Annotated in this window: 7 protein-coding genes and 4 pseudogenes; 8 read left to right on the forward strand and 3 right to left on the reverse strand. The window is 76.2% G+C overall.

The window, feature by feature from the left end:
• Positions 1-9: 9 nt before the first annotated feature.
• Positions 10-1,434: a protoporphyrinogen oxidase gene (hemG, locus tag LUW75_RS03220; protein ID WP_250334273.1), complete on the reverse strand. Its 1,425-nt coding sequence runs from the start codon at positions 1,432-1,434 to the stop codon at positions 10-12.
• Positions 1,435-1,760: 326 nt separating this feature from the next.
• Here hemG and LUW75_RS24515 point away from each other — a divergent pair.
• Together LUW75_RS24515 and LUW75_RS03230 are read left to right on the forward strand one after the other, a co-directional pair.
• Positions 1,761-2,237, forward strand: a pseudogene (locus LUW75_RS24515) (DUF4349 domain-containing protein); the annotation flags it as partial.
• Between the two features lie 289 nt (positions 2,238-2,526).
• Positions 2,527-3,928 (forward strand): annotated as a pseudogene (locus LUW75_RS03230) (FAD-dependent oxidoreductase).
• 357 nt (positions 3,929-4,285) lie between these two features.
• Here LUW75_RS03230 and hemE read toward each other — a convergent pair.
• Complete coding sequence (gene hemE, locus LUW75_RS03235) at positions 4,286-5,350, reverse strand: uroporphyrinogen decarboxylase (protein WP_250334275.1); 1,065 nt, start codon at positions 5,348-5,350, stop codon at positions 4,286-4,288.
• Between the two features lie 104 nt (positions 5,351-5,454).
• On the opposite strand from hemE, the gene LUW75_RS03240 reads away from it, so the two are divergent.
• From LUW75_RS03240 to LUW75_RS03260, 5 genes and pseudogenes are all read left to right on the forward strand, one after another.
• Entirely contained in the window at positions 5,455-6,129 is a 675-nt protein-coding gene (locus LUW75_RS03240) for a DUF3000 domain-containing protein (protein ID WP_250334276.1), read from the forward strand.
• Positions 6,130-6,294: 165 nt separating this feature from the next.
• Positions 6,295-6,960: a response regulator transcription factor gene (locus tag LUW75_RS03245; protein WP_168438644.1), complete on the forward strand. Its 666-nt coding sequence runs from the start codon at positions 6,295-6,297 to the stop codon at positions 6,958-6,960.
• Positions 6,961-7,035: 75 nt separating this feature from the next.
• Positions 7,036-8,333, forward strand: a pseudogene (locus LUW75_RS03250) (HRDC domain-containing protein).
• Between the two features lie 433 nt (positions 8,334-8,766).
• Complete coding sequence (locus LUW75_RS03255; RefSeq protein WP_250334277.1) at positions 8,767-9,993, forward strand: thiolase family protein; 1,227 nt, start codon at positions 8,767-8,769, stop codon at positions 9,991-9,993.
• Positions 9,990-12,120, forward strand: a pseudogene (locus LUW75_RS03260) (3-hydroxyacyl-CoA dehydrogenase NAD-binding domain-containing protein). Before LUW75_RS03255 ends, LUW75_RS03260 begins: the two are co-directional and overlap by 4 nt.
• Before the next feature lie 254 nt (positions 12,121-12,374).
• Here the strand turns inward: LUW75_RS03260 and recQ are convergent.
• Positions 12,375-14,216 (reverse strand): DNA helicase RecQ, encoded by a 1,842-nt coding sequence (gene recQ / locus LUW75_RS03265; protein WP_250334278.1) that lies wholly within the window; start codon positions 14,214-14,216, stop codon positions 12,375-12,377.
• 70 nt (positions 14,217-14,286) lie between these two features.
• Here recQ and LUW75_RS03270 point away from each other — a divergent pair, with 70 nt between their 5' ends.
• Positions 14,287-14,664 (forward strand): NTP pyrophosphohydrolase, encoded by a 378-nt coding sequence (locus LUW75_RS03270; protein ID WP_250334279.1) that lies wholly within the window; start codon positions 14,287-14,289, stop codon positions 14,662-14,664.
• Position 14,665 lies beyond the last annotated feature (1 nt).

Here is a 14,665-nt window from a genome sequence, read left to right on the forward strand (position 1 = left end):
CGGCTATTCTCACCCGCCGCCCCCCGTGCTCCGCGCCGGGGTCGGCGCGGCGAGGATCTCGTCCGCCGCCCGCCACCCGTCCGCGACGACCGCGGGGATGCCGACGCCGTCGTACGCCGCTCCGCACACGCGCAGCGCGGGCAGCGCGGCGACGGCGCCGCGGATGCGGGCGACGCGCGCCGGGTGGCCCACCGGGTACTGCGGCAGGCCGCCGGTCCAGCGGGTCACCTCGGCCGCGACCGGCTTCGCGGCGAGCCCCGCGGCGTCGCCCAGATCGCGCAGGGAGAGCGCGACGAGGTCGGCGTCGTCCCGGTCGAGGTGCTCCTCCTCCCCGTACCGGCCGAGGGAGGTGCGCAGCACGAACAGGTCGCCGGCGCCCTCGTCGACCCAGTCCCACTTGCGGCTGGAGAACGTGGACGCCTTGATCGCGCGGCCGTCGACGGGCGGCACGAGGAAACCGGACCCGGCGGGCACGGACGCCGCGTCGGCGCGCCGGAAGGCGAGCGTGACGAGGGCCATCGAGGCGTACTCGACCGCGGCGAGCTCGGCGGCGGCCGCCGGGCACTCGGCGGCGAGCAGCTCGGAGGCGGCCCCGGCCGGCACCGCGACGACCACCGCGTCGGCGTGGAGGACCCCGCGGCCGGTGCGGACCTCCCAGCCGCCGGGGCGGCGGGCCAGGCCACGGACGGGCGTGCCCGTGCGGATCTCGCCGCCCGCCGCGGTGATCGCCCCGGCGACGGCGAGCGGGAGCCGGCCGACGCCGCCCGCGATGCCCGCGAACACGGGTCCGGCCGCGGCCGGGGCGGCGGCCCGGACGGCCCGGACGGCCTCGGTGAGCGTCGGGTGGCGGCGGACGGCCTCGAACAGCTTCGGCACGGCGGCCTTCATCGAGATGCGGTACGAGTCGCCCGCGTAGACCCCGCCGAGGAGGGGCTCGACGAGCCGGTCGACGACCTCGCGGCCCATGCGCCCGGCCACGTACGCGCCGATGGCGACGTCGTCGCCGGGTTCGGCGGGCGGCAGCGCGCGGTCCCGCTCGACGGCGCGCAGCCCCTCGCCGGACAGGAGCCCGGCCAGTGTGCGCGGATCGCCGGGGACGCCCATGACGTGGCCCTTGGGCATGGGCCGCAGCGCGCCGCGGGTCCAGACGGAGGCCGCGGTCGTCGCGGGCGGCCGGACGAGGTCGCCGAGGCCCACCGCGCGGGCGAGCTCGACGGCCTCGGGGCGGCGGGCGAGGATCGACTCGGCGCCCAGGTCGACGGGGACCCCGGCGACCTCCCCCGCGCGGAGCTTGCCGCCGACCCGGTCGGCGGCCTCCAGCAGGACCACGCTCCGGCCGGCCGCGAGCAGGCGGTGCGCGGCGGCGAGCCCGGCCATGCCACCGCCGACGACGACGACCCGCCCACGGGCCCCTTCCGCGTTCTGCGTGCTCATGGGGACCACTGTGTCAGACCCCGGTCCGGGGTCCGAGCGTGGCCCGTCGGCCGCCGGAGGACCGCAACCGGCGCTCCGCCCCGTGCGCCGGACCCGTCTCACGGCCCCGGTCCCCGGGGGGACTTCCGTGCCCGTCCCGGCACTCCCGCGGCACGCGCCCGCGGCCGCCCCGCTCTGCGCCTCGCTGGTGCTCACCGGTTGCCCGGGTTCGAGCGGTTCCCCCGAAAAGGCGGCCCCCGGGGCCGCCCGGGGCCCGGCTCCGCGTACGGCGGCGGCCCTGCGCCGGGCGGCAGCACGTCGTCAGGACCACGGAGCCGTCCGTGGAGGTGGGGGACGCGGGTGAGGCGCTGGCCCGCGCCCGGGCCGTCGCCGCGGGGGCGGGCGGCCACGTCGCGGACGAGTCGACGCGGCGGCACCGCGGCGGCGGCCCGGCCTCCCGGATGACGCTGCGGGTGCCGCTGGCCGCGTACGAGGGCGTGGTCGGCGAGCCGGCGGGCACGGGGAGGCCGCTGTCCCGGCAGGTGAGGGCGCAGGAGGTCGCCGACCGGGTGGTGGACGTGGAGAGCCGCCTCGCCACGCGGCGGGCGAGCGTCGCGCGGGTCCGGGAGCTGACGGACCGGGCGGTGCGGCCGAACGACGCGGTGGGGCTGGAGCGGGAGCTGAGCTCCCGTCAGGCGGACCTGGAGCCGCTGATGGCGCAGCAGGCGTCGCTGGCGGACCGCACGTCCCTGGCGACGGTCGTCCTGGGGCCGGGCGAGCCGGAGGCCCGCGGGGCGCGGGAGGACGACGGGCCGGGCGTCGCGGACGCGCTGCGCGGCGGCTGGGAGGCGCTGCTGACGTCGCTGAGGTGGTTCGTGGTCGTCCCGGCGGCGCCGCCGGCCACCGGGTACGCGGCGCGGCGGCGGGCGTCGGGGCCGTGGCGGACGCGCCGCCGTGCCCGCGGGCCGGGGCGGGACACGCCTCCCGCCCCCGGCGCCGAGGCCCCCGGGGACCGCCGGGGCGGACGCCCCCGCGCCGCCGCGGGACCGGGCGCCCGCGGCCCCGGAGGAGGGGCGGGACCGAGGTCCCGGCGAGTGTTTGTAGCGTGTCCCCATGGGACGAGGCACAGGGCGGGGCGCGGGACGGCGGCGGCTGGTGGTGGTGGGCGGCGACGCGGCGGGGATGTCCGCCGCGTCGCAGGCCCGCCGTCTGAAGGGGCCCGGCGAGTTGGAGATCGTGGCGTTCGAGCGGGGCCGCTTCACGTCGTACTCGGCGTGCGGCATCCCGTACTGGGTCGGCGGCGACGTCGCCGACCGGGACCGGCTCGTCGCGCGGACCCCCGAGCGGCACCGGGCGCGGGACATCGACGTCCGGCTCCGCACGGAGGTCGTCGGACTCGACCTGGAGCGCGGCCGGGTGCGCGCCCGGGACCTGGAGTCCGGGGCCGAGTCGTGGACCGGGTACGACCGGCTGGTCCTGGCGACCGGCGCGCGCCCCCTGCGCCCGCCGTTGCCGGGCATCGGCGCGCCGGGCGTGCACGGCGTGCAGACGCTCGACGACGGGCAGGCCCTCATCGACCGGCTGGAGGGCGCGCCGGGGCGGCGGGCGGTCGTCGTGGGCGCCGGGTACATCGGCGTGGAGATGGCCGAGGCGCTGCTGAAGCGGGGATACGAGGTGACCGTCCTCAACCGGGGCGAGGAGCCGATGTCGACCCTCGACCCGGACATGGGGCGGCTGGTGCGCGCGGCGATGGACGCGATGGGCGTCACCACCGTCGGCGGCGCCGAGGTGACCGAGGTGCTGACCGGCCCCGACGGGGGCGTGCGGGCCGTGGCCGCCGGGGGGCGCCGAGTACCCGGCCGACGTCGTGGTCCTCGGCGTCGGCGTCGAGCCCGAGACCGCGCTGGCCCGGGAGGCCGGCCTGCCGCTGGGCGCGTACGGCGGGCTGCTCACCGACCCGGGGATGCGCGTGCGCGGACGGGAGGAGGTGTGGGCGGGCGGCGACTGCGTGGAGGTGCTGGACCTGGTGACCGGCCGGGAGCGGTACGTCCCGCTCGGCACCCACGCCAACAAGCACGGGCAGGTCATCGGGGCGAACGCGGCGGGCGGCCGCGCCACGTTCCCCGGCGTGGTGGGCACCGCCGTGAGCAAGGTCTGCTCGCTGGAGATCGCCCGCACGGGCCTGCGCGAGCGGGACGCCCGGGAGGCCGGCCTGCGGTACGCGGCGGTGACGGTCGAGTCGACGAGCCGGGCCGGGTACTACCCGGGGGCGGAGCCGATGACGGTGAAGATGATCGCCGAGCGGCGGACGGGACGGTTGCTGGGGGTGCAGATCGTCGGCCGGGAGGGCGCGGCCAAGCGCGTGGACGTCGCGGCGGTCGCCCTGACGGCGGGCATGACCGTGGAGCGGGTCGCCGCGCTGGACCTGGGGTACGCGCCGCCGTTCTCCCCCGTGTGGGACCCGGTGCAGGTGGCGGCCCGCAAGGCGGTCGCCGCGGTGCGGGAGGCGGGCTGACCGGGCGCGGCGGTCCCGGGACCGTACGGGCCGTACGGGGCCGACGGGGCCGGGGCGGCGCTCCGGGCCGTCCCGTGGTCCCTTCTCCCGGTCTTCCGGCGAGGGCTTCGTCCGGGCGGCGGAGCCGCACGCCGCGTGGGGCGCGGAGCGGCCCGGGGCGTCCGCCGGCCTCCTGGCGCGGTCCCGGAAGGCGGACGCGCGGGCCGTGGTGGCGGGCCGTCCCCGGCCGGGCACGGGCCGGAAAGCCGCGCCCGGCCGGGGACGGCCCGGGCGCCGGCCCGCCGAACGGCTCGTCGGCGGGGGTGGCGTCCGGCGCGGGTGGACGCCGACGCCGCGGGACCGGGCGCCGCCCGACGGCTAGCGCGCGGTCCGCGCGTGGACGTGCTCGACGAGGCGCGTCAGCGCGTCGGGGTCGGTCGCGGGCAGCACGCCGTGGCCGAGGTTGAAGACGTGGCCCTCCAGTGCCGAGGCGGCGTCCAGGACGCGGCGCGTCTGCTCCTCGACGGCCTCGCGCGGGGCGAACAGGACGGCGGGGTCGAGGTTGCCCTGGAGCGCCTTGCCGGGGCCGACGCGGCGGGCGGCCTCGTCGAGCGGGACGCGCCAGTCGACGCCGACCACGTCCGCGCCCGCCTCGCCCATGAGGCCGAGCAGCTCGCCCGTGCCGACGCCGAAGTGGATGCGCGGCACGCCGTACCCGGCGACGGCGTCGAAGACCTTCGACGAGGCGGGCATGACGGAGCGGCGGTAGTCGTCCGGGGCGAGCGCGCCGACCCAGGAGTCGAACAGCTGCACGGCGGAGGCGCCGGCCTCGATCTGCACCTCCAGGAACGCCGCGGTGATGTCGGCGAGCCGGTCGAGCAGGTCGGCCCAGAGGCCCGGGTCCCCGTACATGAGGGCCTTGGTGTGCTCGTGGTTGCGCGACGGGCCGCCCTCGACGAGGTAGCTCGCGAGGGTGAAGGGCGCTCCCGCGAAGCCGATCAGGGGGGTGGCGCCGAGCTCGCCCGTGAGCATCCCGATGGCCTCGGTGACGTACGCGACGTCGTCGGGCGTCAGGTCGCGCAGCCGCGCCAGGTCCTCGCGGCGGCGGATCGGCTCGGCGACGACGGGACCGACGCCCGGTTTGATGTCGAGGTCGAGGCCGATGGCCTTGAGGGGGACGACGATGTCGCTGAAGTAGATCGCCGCGTCGACCCCGTGGCGCCGCACGGGCTGCAGCGTGATCTCGGTGACCAGCTCGGGCCGCATGCAGGACTCCAGCATGGGGACGCCCTCGCGGACCCTCAGGTACTCGGGGAGTGAGCGCCCCGCCTGGCGCATGAACCACACCGGCGTGTGCGGCACCGGTTCGCGGCGGCAGGCCCTGAGGAAGGCGGAGTCGTACGTCTGGGTCGGGGGGCCCGGGGGGCGGGTGTCGGCACTCACGCACCGCATCTTCGCACGTGCGCACGCGCGGTCGTGCGGGACGGGCGGCGCGGTGCGGGTGTTCCTCCCCGCCTGCGGCCCCCGTTCCGCCTACTCTTCCCCGCATGGCTGCGGCTCAGGAACAGTTCCCCGACCAGTTCGACGGCGGCGAGGACGGGGGCGGCGGGGAGGGGGGCGCCGCTCCGCCCGCCTTCCGGGCCGCGGTCGGCGCGCTGCGGGCGGCGCGCGTCCGCCCGGAGGTCGGGCTGGTGACGGCGCGGCCGCCCCGGCGGCTCGCCCCCTGGGCGTACGCGCTGGAGGCGGTGGCCGCGGAGGGCGGCGAGGACCTGGCGGACGGTCGGCTGGTACTGCTGCACGACCCGGCGGGCCACGAGGCGTGGCGGGGGACGTTCCGCCTGGTCACCCTGGTGCGGGCGGAGCTGGAGCCGGAGATGGCCGCGGACCCGCTCCTGCCGGAGGTGTGCTGGTCCTGGCTGACGGGGGCGCTGGAGGCGCGCGGCCTGGCGTACGCGGAGGCGAGCGGGACGGTCACGCGGGCGGGGTCGTACCACTTCGGCGGGCTGGCGGATCGGCGGCCCGCGACGCAGATCGAGATCCGGGCGTCCTGGACGCCCGGGGAGGGCCGGGGCGGGGTGCCGGACGCCGCGGCGCACCTGGCGGCGTGGGGGGACCTGCTGTGTCAGGTGGCGGGGTTGCCGCCGTCCGGCCCCGACCGGCGGGAGGGGGGCGGGGCGGGCGTGGTGCCGCTGCCGCAGCGGCGCGGGCCCCGGCACCCGTGACGCCTCGCTCACCTGTCCGATTTGCCCCAATTGTTACAGAGTATCCGCAATCTCCTCCTAAAGGAGGACGCGATTGGTGCCGAAGAGGTCTGTGACCCTATCTGCACGGTTCGCCCCGGCCGCTTCCCCGAGCCGGCAGTGTCCCGCACCTTCCCAGGAGGCCTGGTGTCCGTTCTCCTCGAGCAGCCCGCAAGCCTGGTCGCCTACCGCCCGAACAAACCGACGGCCATGGTCGTCGTGGCCGACCCGCGCGTCCGCTCCACCGTGACCCGCCACCTGTGGGCGCTCGGAGTGCGTGACGTGATCGAGGCGTCGTCCATCGCGGAGGCCCGTCCCCGTATCGGCAACCCGCGCGACATCTGCGTCGCCGACGTCCACCTGCCCGACGGCTCCGGCCTCACCCTGCTGTCGGAGACCCGCGCCGCCGGCTGGCCCAACGGCCTGGCCCTGTCCGCCGCCGACGACATCGGCGCGGTGCGCAACGCGCTCGCCGGCGGTGTCAAGGGGTACGTCGTCACCGGCACCCGCACCAACATCGGGCACCCGGCCCGGCCGGGCGCCGCCCCGATCGGCGCCGCGGCGGCCCGCTTCCACCACCGCCGCCCCCCGGGTGCCCCCAGCCACCCGGGCGGCTACCGTGAGCTGTCCGGCCGCGAGGTCGAAGTGCTCCGGCTGGTGGCGGAGGGCCAGTCGAACAAGGCCATCGGCGTCTCCATGGGACTGTCCGCCCTGACCGTCAAGTCCCACCTGGCCCGGATCGCCCGCAAGCTGGGCACCGGCGACCGGGCGGGCATGGTCGCGGTCGCGCTGCGCACCGGCATCATCCACTGACCCCCGCGCCCCGACCCGCCCGCCGACGGAACGTTACGTCGACGGGCGGGCCCCGTTCACCGATACCCTTGACAGGTGACCGACGCCCAAGACACCGCAGCAGAGACACCACTGCGAACCACCGGGGGCGGCCCTCCGGACGACGGCGTCGCAGCCGACGGGGCGGCGGCCCCGGCACCGATCCCCCTGCTGGCGCCCCGCGAGGGGGTGCCGCCCGTCGTGGCCGACGCCGAGGCACTGGCGCGGGTGGTCGAGGCGTTCGCCGCCGGCACCGGCCCGGTGGCCGTCGACGCCGAGCGGGCGTCCGGCTACCGCTACGGACAGCGGGCCTACCTGGTGCAGCTGCGCCGCGAGGGCGCGGGCACGGCGCTGGTCGACCCGGTCGGCTGCCCCGACCTGTCGGCCCTGGGCGGGGCCCTCGGCGGCACGGAGTGGATCCTCCACGCCGCCACGCAGGACCTGCCGTGCCTGCGGGAGATAGGCATGGTGCCGTCCGAGCTGTTCGACACGGAGCTGGCGGGCCGCCTCGCGGGCTTCCCCCGCGTCGGGCTCGGCGCGATGGTCGAGTCCGTCCTCGGGTACGTGCTGGAGAAGGGCCACTCCGCGGTGGACTGGTCGACCCGTCCGCTGCCCGAGCCGTGGCTCCGGTACGCCGCGCTCGACGTCGAGCTGCTCGTCGACCTGCGGGACGCGCTGGAGAAGGAGCTCGACCGGCAGGGCAAGCTGGAATGGGCCCGCCAGGAGTTCGCCGCTATCGCCGCCGCCCCTCCCCCGGCTCCGCGCAAGGACCCGTGGCGGCGCACGTCCGGGATGCACAAGGTGCGCCGGCGCCGCCAGCTGGCCGTCGTACGGGAGCTGTGGACCGTCCGGGACCGGATCGCGCAGCGCCGCGACGTGTCGCCCGGCAAGGTGCTCGGCGACGCGGCGATCGTGGAGGCCGCGCTCGCCCTGCCGACGGACGTACAGGCCCTGACCGCGCTGCCCGGCTTCGGGGCGCGCATGGGGCGCCGGCAGCTGGAGCAGTGGCAGGCCGCCGTCGACCGCGCCAGGCGACTGCCCGACACGCAGCTGCCGCAGCAGGGCCAGCCCGTCACCGGACCGCCCCCGCCGCGGGCCTGGGCGGACAAGGACCCGGCGGCCGCGGCCCGGCTGTCGGCGGCGCGCGCGGCGGTCTCAGCGCTGGCGGAGTCGCTCAACCTGCCGCAGGAGAACCTGATCTCCCCCGACACCGTCCGCCGCGTCTGCTGGGAACCCCCGGCGACCCGACCGCGGAGTCGGTGGCGGAGGTGCTGGCGGGGTACGGTGCCCGCCCCTGGCAGATCGAGCAGGTGACCCCCGCCCTGGTCACCGCCCTGCGTACCGCGCAGGGCTGAGGCGCCGCCGGCCCCTCCGGTCCCGTCCGGAGGGGCCGGCGCTGCGGCGCACCGCGCCGGGGCGGCCCCGGAGGGGTCGGCGGCGGAGGGGTCGGCGGCGGAGGGGGCGGCGGCGAACCGGGTCCCCCCGAGCACCCCCGGCGTGGAACAGGGAGCCCGCCCCCGGAACACCGGCCCCCCGTCGCGCCCCCGGAACACCGGCCCCCGTCGCGCCCCCGGGGCGCCGGACGCGCCGGGCCTCCGGCCGCCGCGTCGCGGGCCGCGGTTTCGCACCCCGCCGCGCGGGGGAGGGCCGTGGTCGTGCGGTGTGACCTTCGACGCTCCGTGCGGGGGGACTGGGCAGCCTGGTTACCCGTAAGTAGCATGGGGGCGAGCGTGCGCTCAGCCGCGTGTGCCGCAGCAGTGCCATCCCGCACCCTGGAGGAGAGCCATCGTGCCTCGTACCGTCAGGGACGTCGTCTTCGTCGACGGCGTCCGCACCCCGTTCGGCAAGGCGGGCCCCAAGGGCGTCTACCACGAGACCCGCGCCGACGATCTTGTCGTGAAGGCCATCCGGGAGCTGCTGCGCCGCAACCCCGGTCTCGCCCCGCACGAGGTCGACGAGGTCGCCGTCGCGGCGACCACGCAGATCGGCGACCAGGGCCTGACCATCGGCCGGATGGCCGGCATCCTCGCCGGCCTGCCGCAGTCGGTCCCCGGCTACGCCGTCGACCGGATGTGCGCGGGCGCCCTGACGGCCGTGACGACGACCGCCGGCTCCATCGCCTTCGGCGCGTACGACGTCGCCATCGCGGGCGGCGTCGAGCACATGGGCCGCCACCCGATGGGCGAGGGCGCCGACCCCAACCCGCGCTTCGTCTCGGAGAAGCTGGTCGACGAGTCCGCCCTGTTCATGGGCATGACGGCGGAGAACCTGCACGACCGGTTCCCGCACCTCACCAGGGAGCGCGCCGACGAGTACGCCGTCCGCTCCCAGGAGAAGGCCGCCAAGGCCTACGCCGACGGGAAGATCCAGCGCGACCTGGTGCCGGTCTCGGTGCGCCGCACCGACGCCGACGCCGGCGAGACCGGCTGGGGCCTGGTCACCGCCGACGAGCCGATGCGCCCGGGCACCACGAGGGAGAGCCTGGCCGGCCTGAAGACGCCGTTCCGCCCCCACGGCCGGGTCACCGCCGGCAACTCCGCGGGCCTCAACGACGGCGCCACCGCGTCGATCATCGCCTCGGAGGACTTCGCGCGCGAGAAGGGCCTGCCGGTCGGGATGCGCCTGGTGTCGTACGCCTTCGCCGGCGTCGAGCCGGAGGTCATGGGCTACGGCCCGATCCCGGCGACCGAGAAGGCCCTCGCCAAGGCGGGCCTGTCCATCGGCGACATCGGCCTGTTCGAGATCAACGAGGCGTTCGCCGTCCAGGTCCTGGCGTTCCTGGACCACTACGGCATCGCCGACGACGACCCCCGCGTCAACCGGTACGGCGGCGCCATCGCCTTCGGCCACCCGCTGGCCTCCTCCGGCGTCCGGCTCATGACGCAGCTGGCCCGGCAGTTCGAGGAGCGGCCGGAGGTCCGCTACGGCATCACGACCATGTGCGTCGGCTTCGGCATGGGCGCGACGGTCGTCTGGGAGAACCCGAACCACGAGGACGCCGGAGGCAGCAAGTGACCACCACCGCCGAACTTCTGAAGGGCGCGGCCGAGCTGTTCCCGGACGAGGTCGTCACCACGGCGCACGTGCGCCACTTCGACCTGCCGCTGGGCGCGGGCCGGTTCGCGCTGATCACGCTGGACAACGGCTTCGACCACACCAAGCCGACCACGTTCGGCCCGCAGTCGCTCGCCAACCTGAACGCGGCGATCGACCGGGTCGAGAAGGAGGCCGCGGACGGCGGGATCGTCGGCGTGGGCCTCACCGGCAAGCCGTTCATCTTCTCCGTCGGCGCCGACCTCAAGGGCGTCGAGCTGCTGAGGCAGCGCGAGGAGGCCCTGGCCGTCGGCAAGGGCGGCCACGACGTCTTCAAGCGGCTGTCCGCCCTGCCCGTCCCCACCTTCGCGTACTACAACGGCGCGGCGATGGGCGGCGGCGTCGAGGTCGGCCTCCACTGCACGTACCGCACCGTGTCGAAGTCCGTGCCCGCCTTCTCCCTCCCCGAGGTGTTCCTGGGCCTGGTCCCGGGCTGGGGCGGCTGCACGATCCTGCCGAACCTGATCGGCGCGGACCGCGCGGTCTCGGTGATCATCGAGAACTCGCTCAACCAGAACAGGCAGCTCAAGGGCGAGCAGGTCTTCGACCTCGGCATCGCCGACGCGCTCTTCGAGGCCGCGGACTTCCTGGAGCAGTCGCTACTGTGGACGGCGAAGGTCCTCACCGGCGCCGTCGCCGTGGAGCGTCCCGAGGTGGACCGCGGCGACGCGTGGGACGCCGCCGTGGCCCGTGGCCGCTCCATCGCCGACGGCAAGGTGCACGGCGCGGCCCCCCGCCGCGTACCGGGCCCTCGACATCGTCGAGTCGGTCAGGGACGGCGACCTGCAGAAGGGCTTCGACGCCGAGGACGCCGCCCTCGCCGACCTGATGATGGGCGGTGAGCTGCGCGCCGGCGTCTACGCCTTCAACCTGGTGCAGAAGCGCGCCAAGCGCCCGGTCGGCGCCCCGGACCGGAGCCTGGCCCGCCCGGTCGCCAAGGTCGGCGTGGTCGGCGCCGGGCTGATGGCCTCGCAGCTGGCGCTGCTGTTCCTGCGCCGCCTGGAGGTCCCGGTCGTCCTCACCGACATCGACCGGGAGCGCGTCGACAGGGGCGTGGGCTACGTCCACGCCGAGATCGACAAGCTGCTCGGCAGGGGCCGGATCGGCCAGGACAAGGCCAACCGCCTCAAGGCGCTGGTGACCGGTGTCCTGGACAAGGCGGAGGGCTTCGCCGACGCGGACTTCGTCATCGAGGCCGTGTTCGAGGAGATGTCCGTCAAGCAGAAGGTGTTCGCGGAGGTCGAGGCGGTCGCCCCGGCGCACGCGGTCCTCGCGACGAACACCTCGTCGCTGTCGGTCTCCGAGATGGCCTCCGGGCTCCGGCACCCGGAGCGCGTGGTCGGCTTCCACTTCTTCAACCCGGTCGCGGTCCTCCCGCTGCTGGAGATCGTCCGCGGCGAGCAGACCGACGACGCCTCGCTGGCCACGGCGTTCGCCGTCGCCAAGAAGCTGAAGAAGACCGCGGTGCTGGTGAAGGACGCCCCGGCGTTCGTCGTCAACCGCGTCCTGACCCGCTTCATGGGCGAGATCCAGAACGTCATCGACGAGGGCACCCCGATCGAGACGGCGGAGAGGGCGGTCGAGCCGCTCGGCCTGCCGATGTCGCCGCTGGTCCTGCTGGAGCTGGTCGGCCCCGCCATCGGCCTGCACGTGTCGGAGACCCTGAACCGGGCCTTCCCGGACCGCTTCACGGTGTCCCCGAACCTGAAGGCGGTCGTGGAGGCGGGTAAGCGCGGCTTCTACGTGTACGACTCGGGCCGGCCGGAGCTGGACCCGGAGGTCGCCGCGCTGCTGGAGCAGGGCGACACCGTCCTCACCGAGGAGCAGGTCCGCGACCGCGTCCTGGGCGCCGTGGCGCAGGAGATCGGCCTCATGCTGGAGGAGGGCGTCGTCGCCGAGGCGCAGGACGTCGACCTGTGCCTGATCACCGGTGCCGGCTGGCCCTTCCACCTGGGCGGCATCACGCCGTACCTGGACCGTGAGGGCGTGTCGGAGCGCGTGAACGGCAGGCGGTTCCTGCCGCCGGGCGTCGCCAGCCTGCCGGCGTGACGGCCACGTGAGACGGTGGACGGGCCGTACGGGATCCCCTCCCGTACGGCCCGTCCACCGTTCCCGGCCCGTCCGGCCGCACCGGCGCCACTCGCCTGCGGTCCGCGGCCCGCTCCGCACCGTCCGCCCGGACCGCCCCGCCCCGCCGGACCCCGCTCCCGCCCGTCATCCGGGTCCGCCCGGACCGGGCCCGCGCCCCGGCCCGGTATCCGGGACGGTCCCGCCGCCCGGCACCGGGGCGCGCCGGGGCCGGCTCAGTCCCCGGCCAGCGCGTCGAGGAGCCCCTGCCCGTACCTGGCGAGCTTGTTCTCGCCGACACCGCTGACGGTGCCCAGCTCGGCGAGGGTGGCGGGCGGGGCGGCGGCGATCTCCCGCAGCGTCGCGTCGTGGAAGACGACGTACGCCGGGACGCCCTGCTCCCTGGCCGTGGCGGCCCGCCAGGCGCGCAGCCGCTCGAAGAGGGGCAGCGCCTCCTCCGGCAGGTCGACGGGCGCGGTCTTCCTCCTGCCGCCGCCGGACTTCGCGGAAGTGCGCGCGGGCTTCTCCGGCTCGCTGCGCAGCAGCACCCTGCGGCGGCCCGAGAGCACCTCGGCCGACTCGCCGGTGAGGGCGAGCGTGTTGAACTCGCCCTGCACGGCGAGGAGCCCCTGGGCGAGCAACTGCCGCACCACGCCCCGCCACTGGGCCTCCGTCAGGTCCGTACCGATCCCGAAGACGCTGAGCGCGTCGTGGTCGAAGCGGATGACCTTGTCGGTCTTGCGGCCGAGGAGGATGTCGACGATCTGGCCGACGCCGAACGACTGGTTGCGCTCCCGCTTCAGCCGGACGACCGTCGACAGCGCCTTCTGGGCGGCGACGGTGCCGTCCCAGGTCTTCGGCGGCGTCAGACACGTGTCGCAGTTGCCGCAGGGACCGCTCTCCTGGCCGAAGTAGGCCAGCAACCGGACGCGGCGGCACTCGGCGGTCTCGCACAGCGCCAGCATCGCGTCGAGGTGCGCGGCGAGTCGGCGGCGGTGCTCCTCGTCGCCCTCGCCGCTGTCGATCATGCGGCGCTGCTGCACCACGTCGTTGAGCCCGTAGGCCAGCCAGGCCGTGGACGGCAGGCCGTCGCGGCCGGCGCGGCCGGTCTCCTGGTAGTACCCCTCCACGGACTTCGGCAGGTCCAGGTGGGCGACGAACCGGACGTCCGGCTTGTCGATGCCCATGCCGAACGCGATGGTCGCCACGACGACCAGCCCGTCCTCCCGGAGGAACCGCGCCTGGTTCTCCGCGCGGGTCCCCGCGTCGAGGCCCGCGTGGTAGGGGACGGCCTCGACGCCGTGCTCGACGAGGAACGCGGCGGTCTTCTCCACGGAGGCGCGCGACAGGCAGTAGACGATGCCCGCGTCGCCCTCGTGCTCCTCCCGGAGCAGGGCGAGGAGCTGCTTGCGCGGCTCGTTCTTCGGGACGATGCGGTACTGGATGTTGGGCCGGTCGAAGCTGGCGACGAAGTGCCGGGCGTCCTGCAGGTTCAGCCGGGAGGCGATCTCCGCGTGCGTCGCCCGCGTCGCGGTCGCGGTCAGGGCGATGCGCGGCACGTCGGGCCAGCGCTCGTGCAGCCGGGACAGCTGGAGGTAGTCCGGCCGGAAGTCGTGGCCCCACTGGGCGACGCAGTGCGCCTCGTCGATGGCGAACAGCGAGATCGCGCCCCGCTCCAGCAGCCGCAGCGTCGACTCGACGCGCAGCCGCTCGGGCGCCAGGTACAGCAGGTCCAGCTCGCCCGCGGCGAACTCGGCCTCCACCAGCCGGCGTTCGTCGAGGTCCTGCGTGGAGTTGAGGAACCCCGCACGCACCCCGGCGGCGCGCAACGCGTCGACCTGGTCCTGCATGAGCGCGATCAGCGGGGAGACGACCACGCCGACGCCGGGGCGGAGCAGCGCGGGGATCTGGTAGCAGAGGGACTTGCCGCCGCCGGTCGGCATGAGGACCAGGGCGTCGCCGCCGCCCGCGACGTGTTCGATGATCTCCCGCTGCTGTCCGCGGAACGAGTCGTAGCCGAAGACCCGGCCCAGGACCGCGAGGGCCCGGTCCGCGTCGGATGTGTGCGGGGAAGTCATCCGGCAATGGTACGAGCGCCGCGCGCGGCCCGGTCGGGCGCGGCCGGGATCTGTGGATAACGTGGGCGGCATGACCCTTCCCCTGCTGGTCGTCGACGCGGCGAACGTCGTCGGCTCCGTACCCGACGGCTGGTGGCGCGACCGCCGGGGCGCCGCCGAGCGTCTGCGGGACGGCCTCGTCCGGTACGCGGCGGACGGGGTGCCCGGGCTGCTGCCGGGGCCGCTCGACGTCGTCCTGGTCGTCGAGGGCCGGGCGCGCGGCGTGGCGCCGGTGGACGGCGTGCGGGTGGTGGCCGCGCCGGGCGAGGGCGACGACGCGGTCGTCGCCCTCGTCCGGGCGGCGGCGGGGCGGCGCTGCGTGGTGGTCACCGCCGACCGCGAGCTGCGGCGTCGCGTCGGCGAGCACGGCGCCGAGTGCGCCGGGCCGCGTGCGGTACGGCCCGCGTAGC

Source organism: Streptomyces sp. MRC013 (assembly GCF_023614235.1).
Classification (GTDB): Bacteria; Actinomycetota; Actinomycetes; order Streptomycetales; family Streptomycetaceae; genus Streptomyces.

Bases quoted from the DNA above. Each gene is read 5' to 3' on its own strand.
- LUW75_RS03240 (WP_250334276.1), top strand. From the start codon at position 5,455: ATGGCTGCGGCTCAGGAACAGTTCCCCGACCAGTTCGACGGCGGCGAG.
- recQ (WP_250334278.1), bottom strand. From the start codon at position 14,216: ATGACTTCCCCGCACACATCCGACGCGGACCGGGCCCTCGCGGTCCTG.
- hemG (WP_250334273.1), bottom strand. From the start codon at position 1,434: ATGAGCACGCAGAACGCGGAAGGGGCCCGTGGGCGGGTCGTCGTCGTC.
- LUW75_RS03270 (WP_250334279.1), top strand. From the start codon at position 14,287: ATGACCCTTCCCCTGCTGGTCGTCGACGCGGCGAACGTCGTCGGCTCC.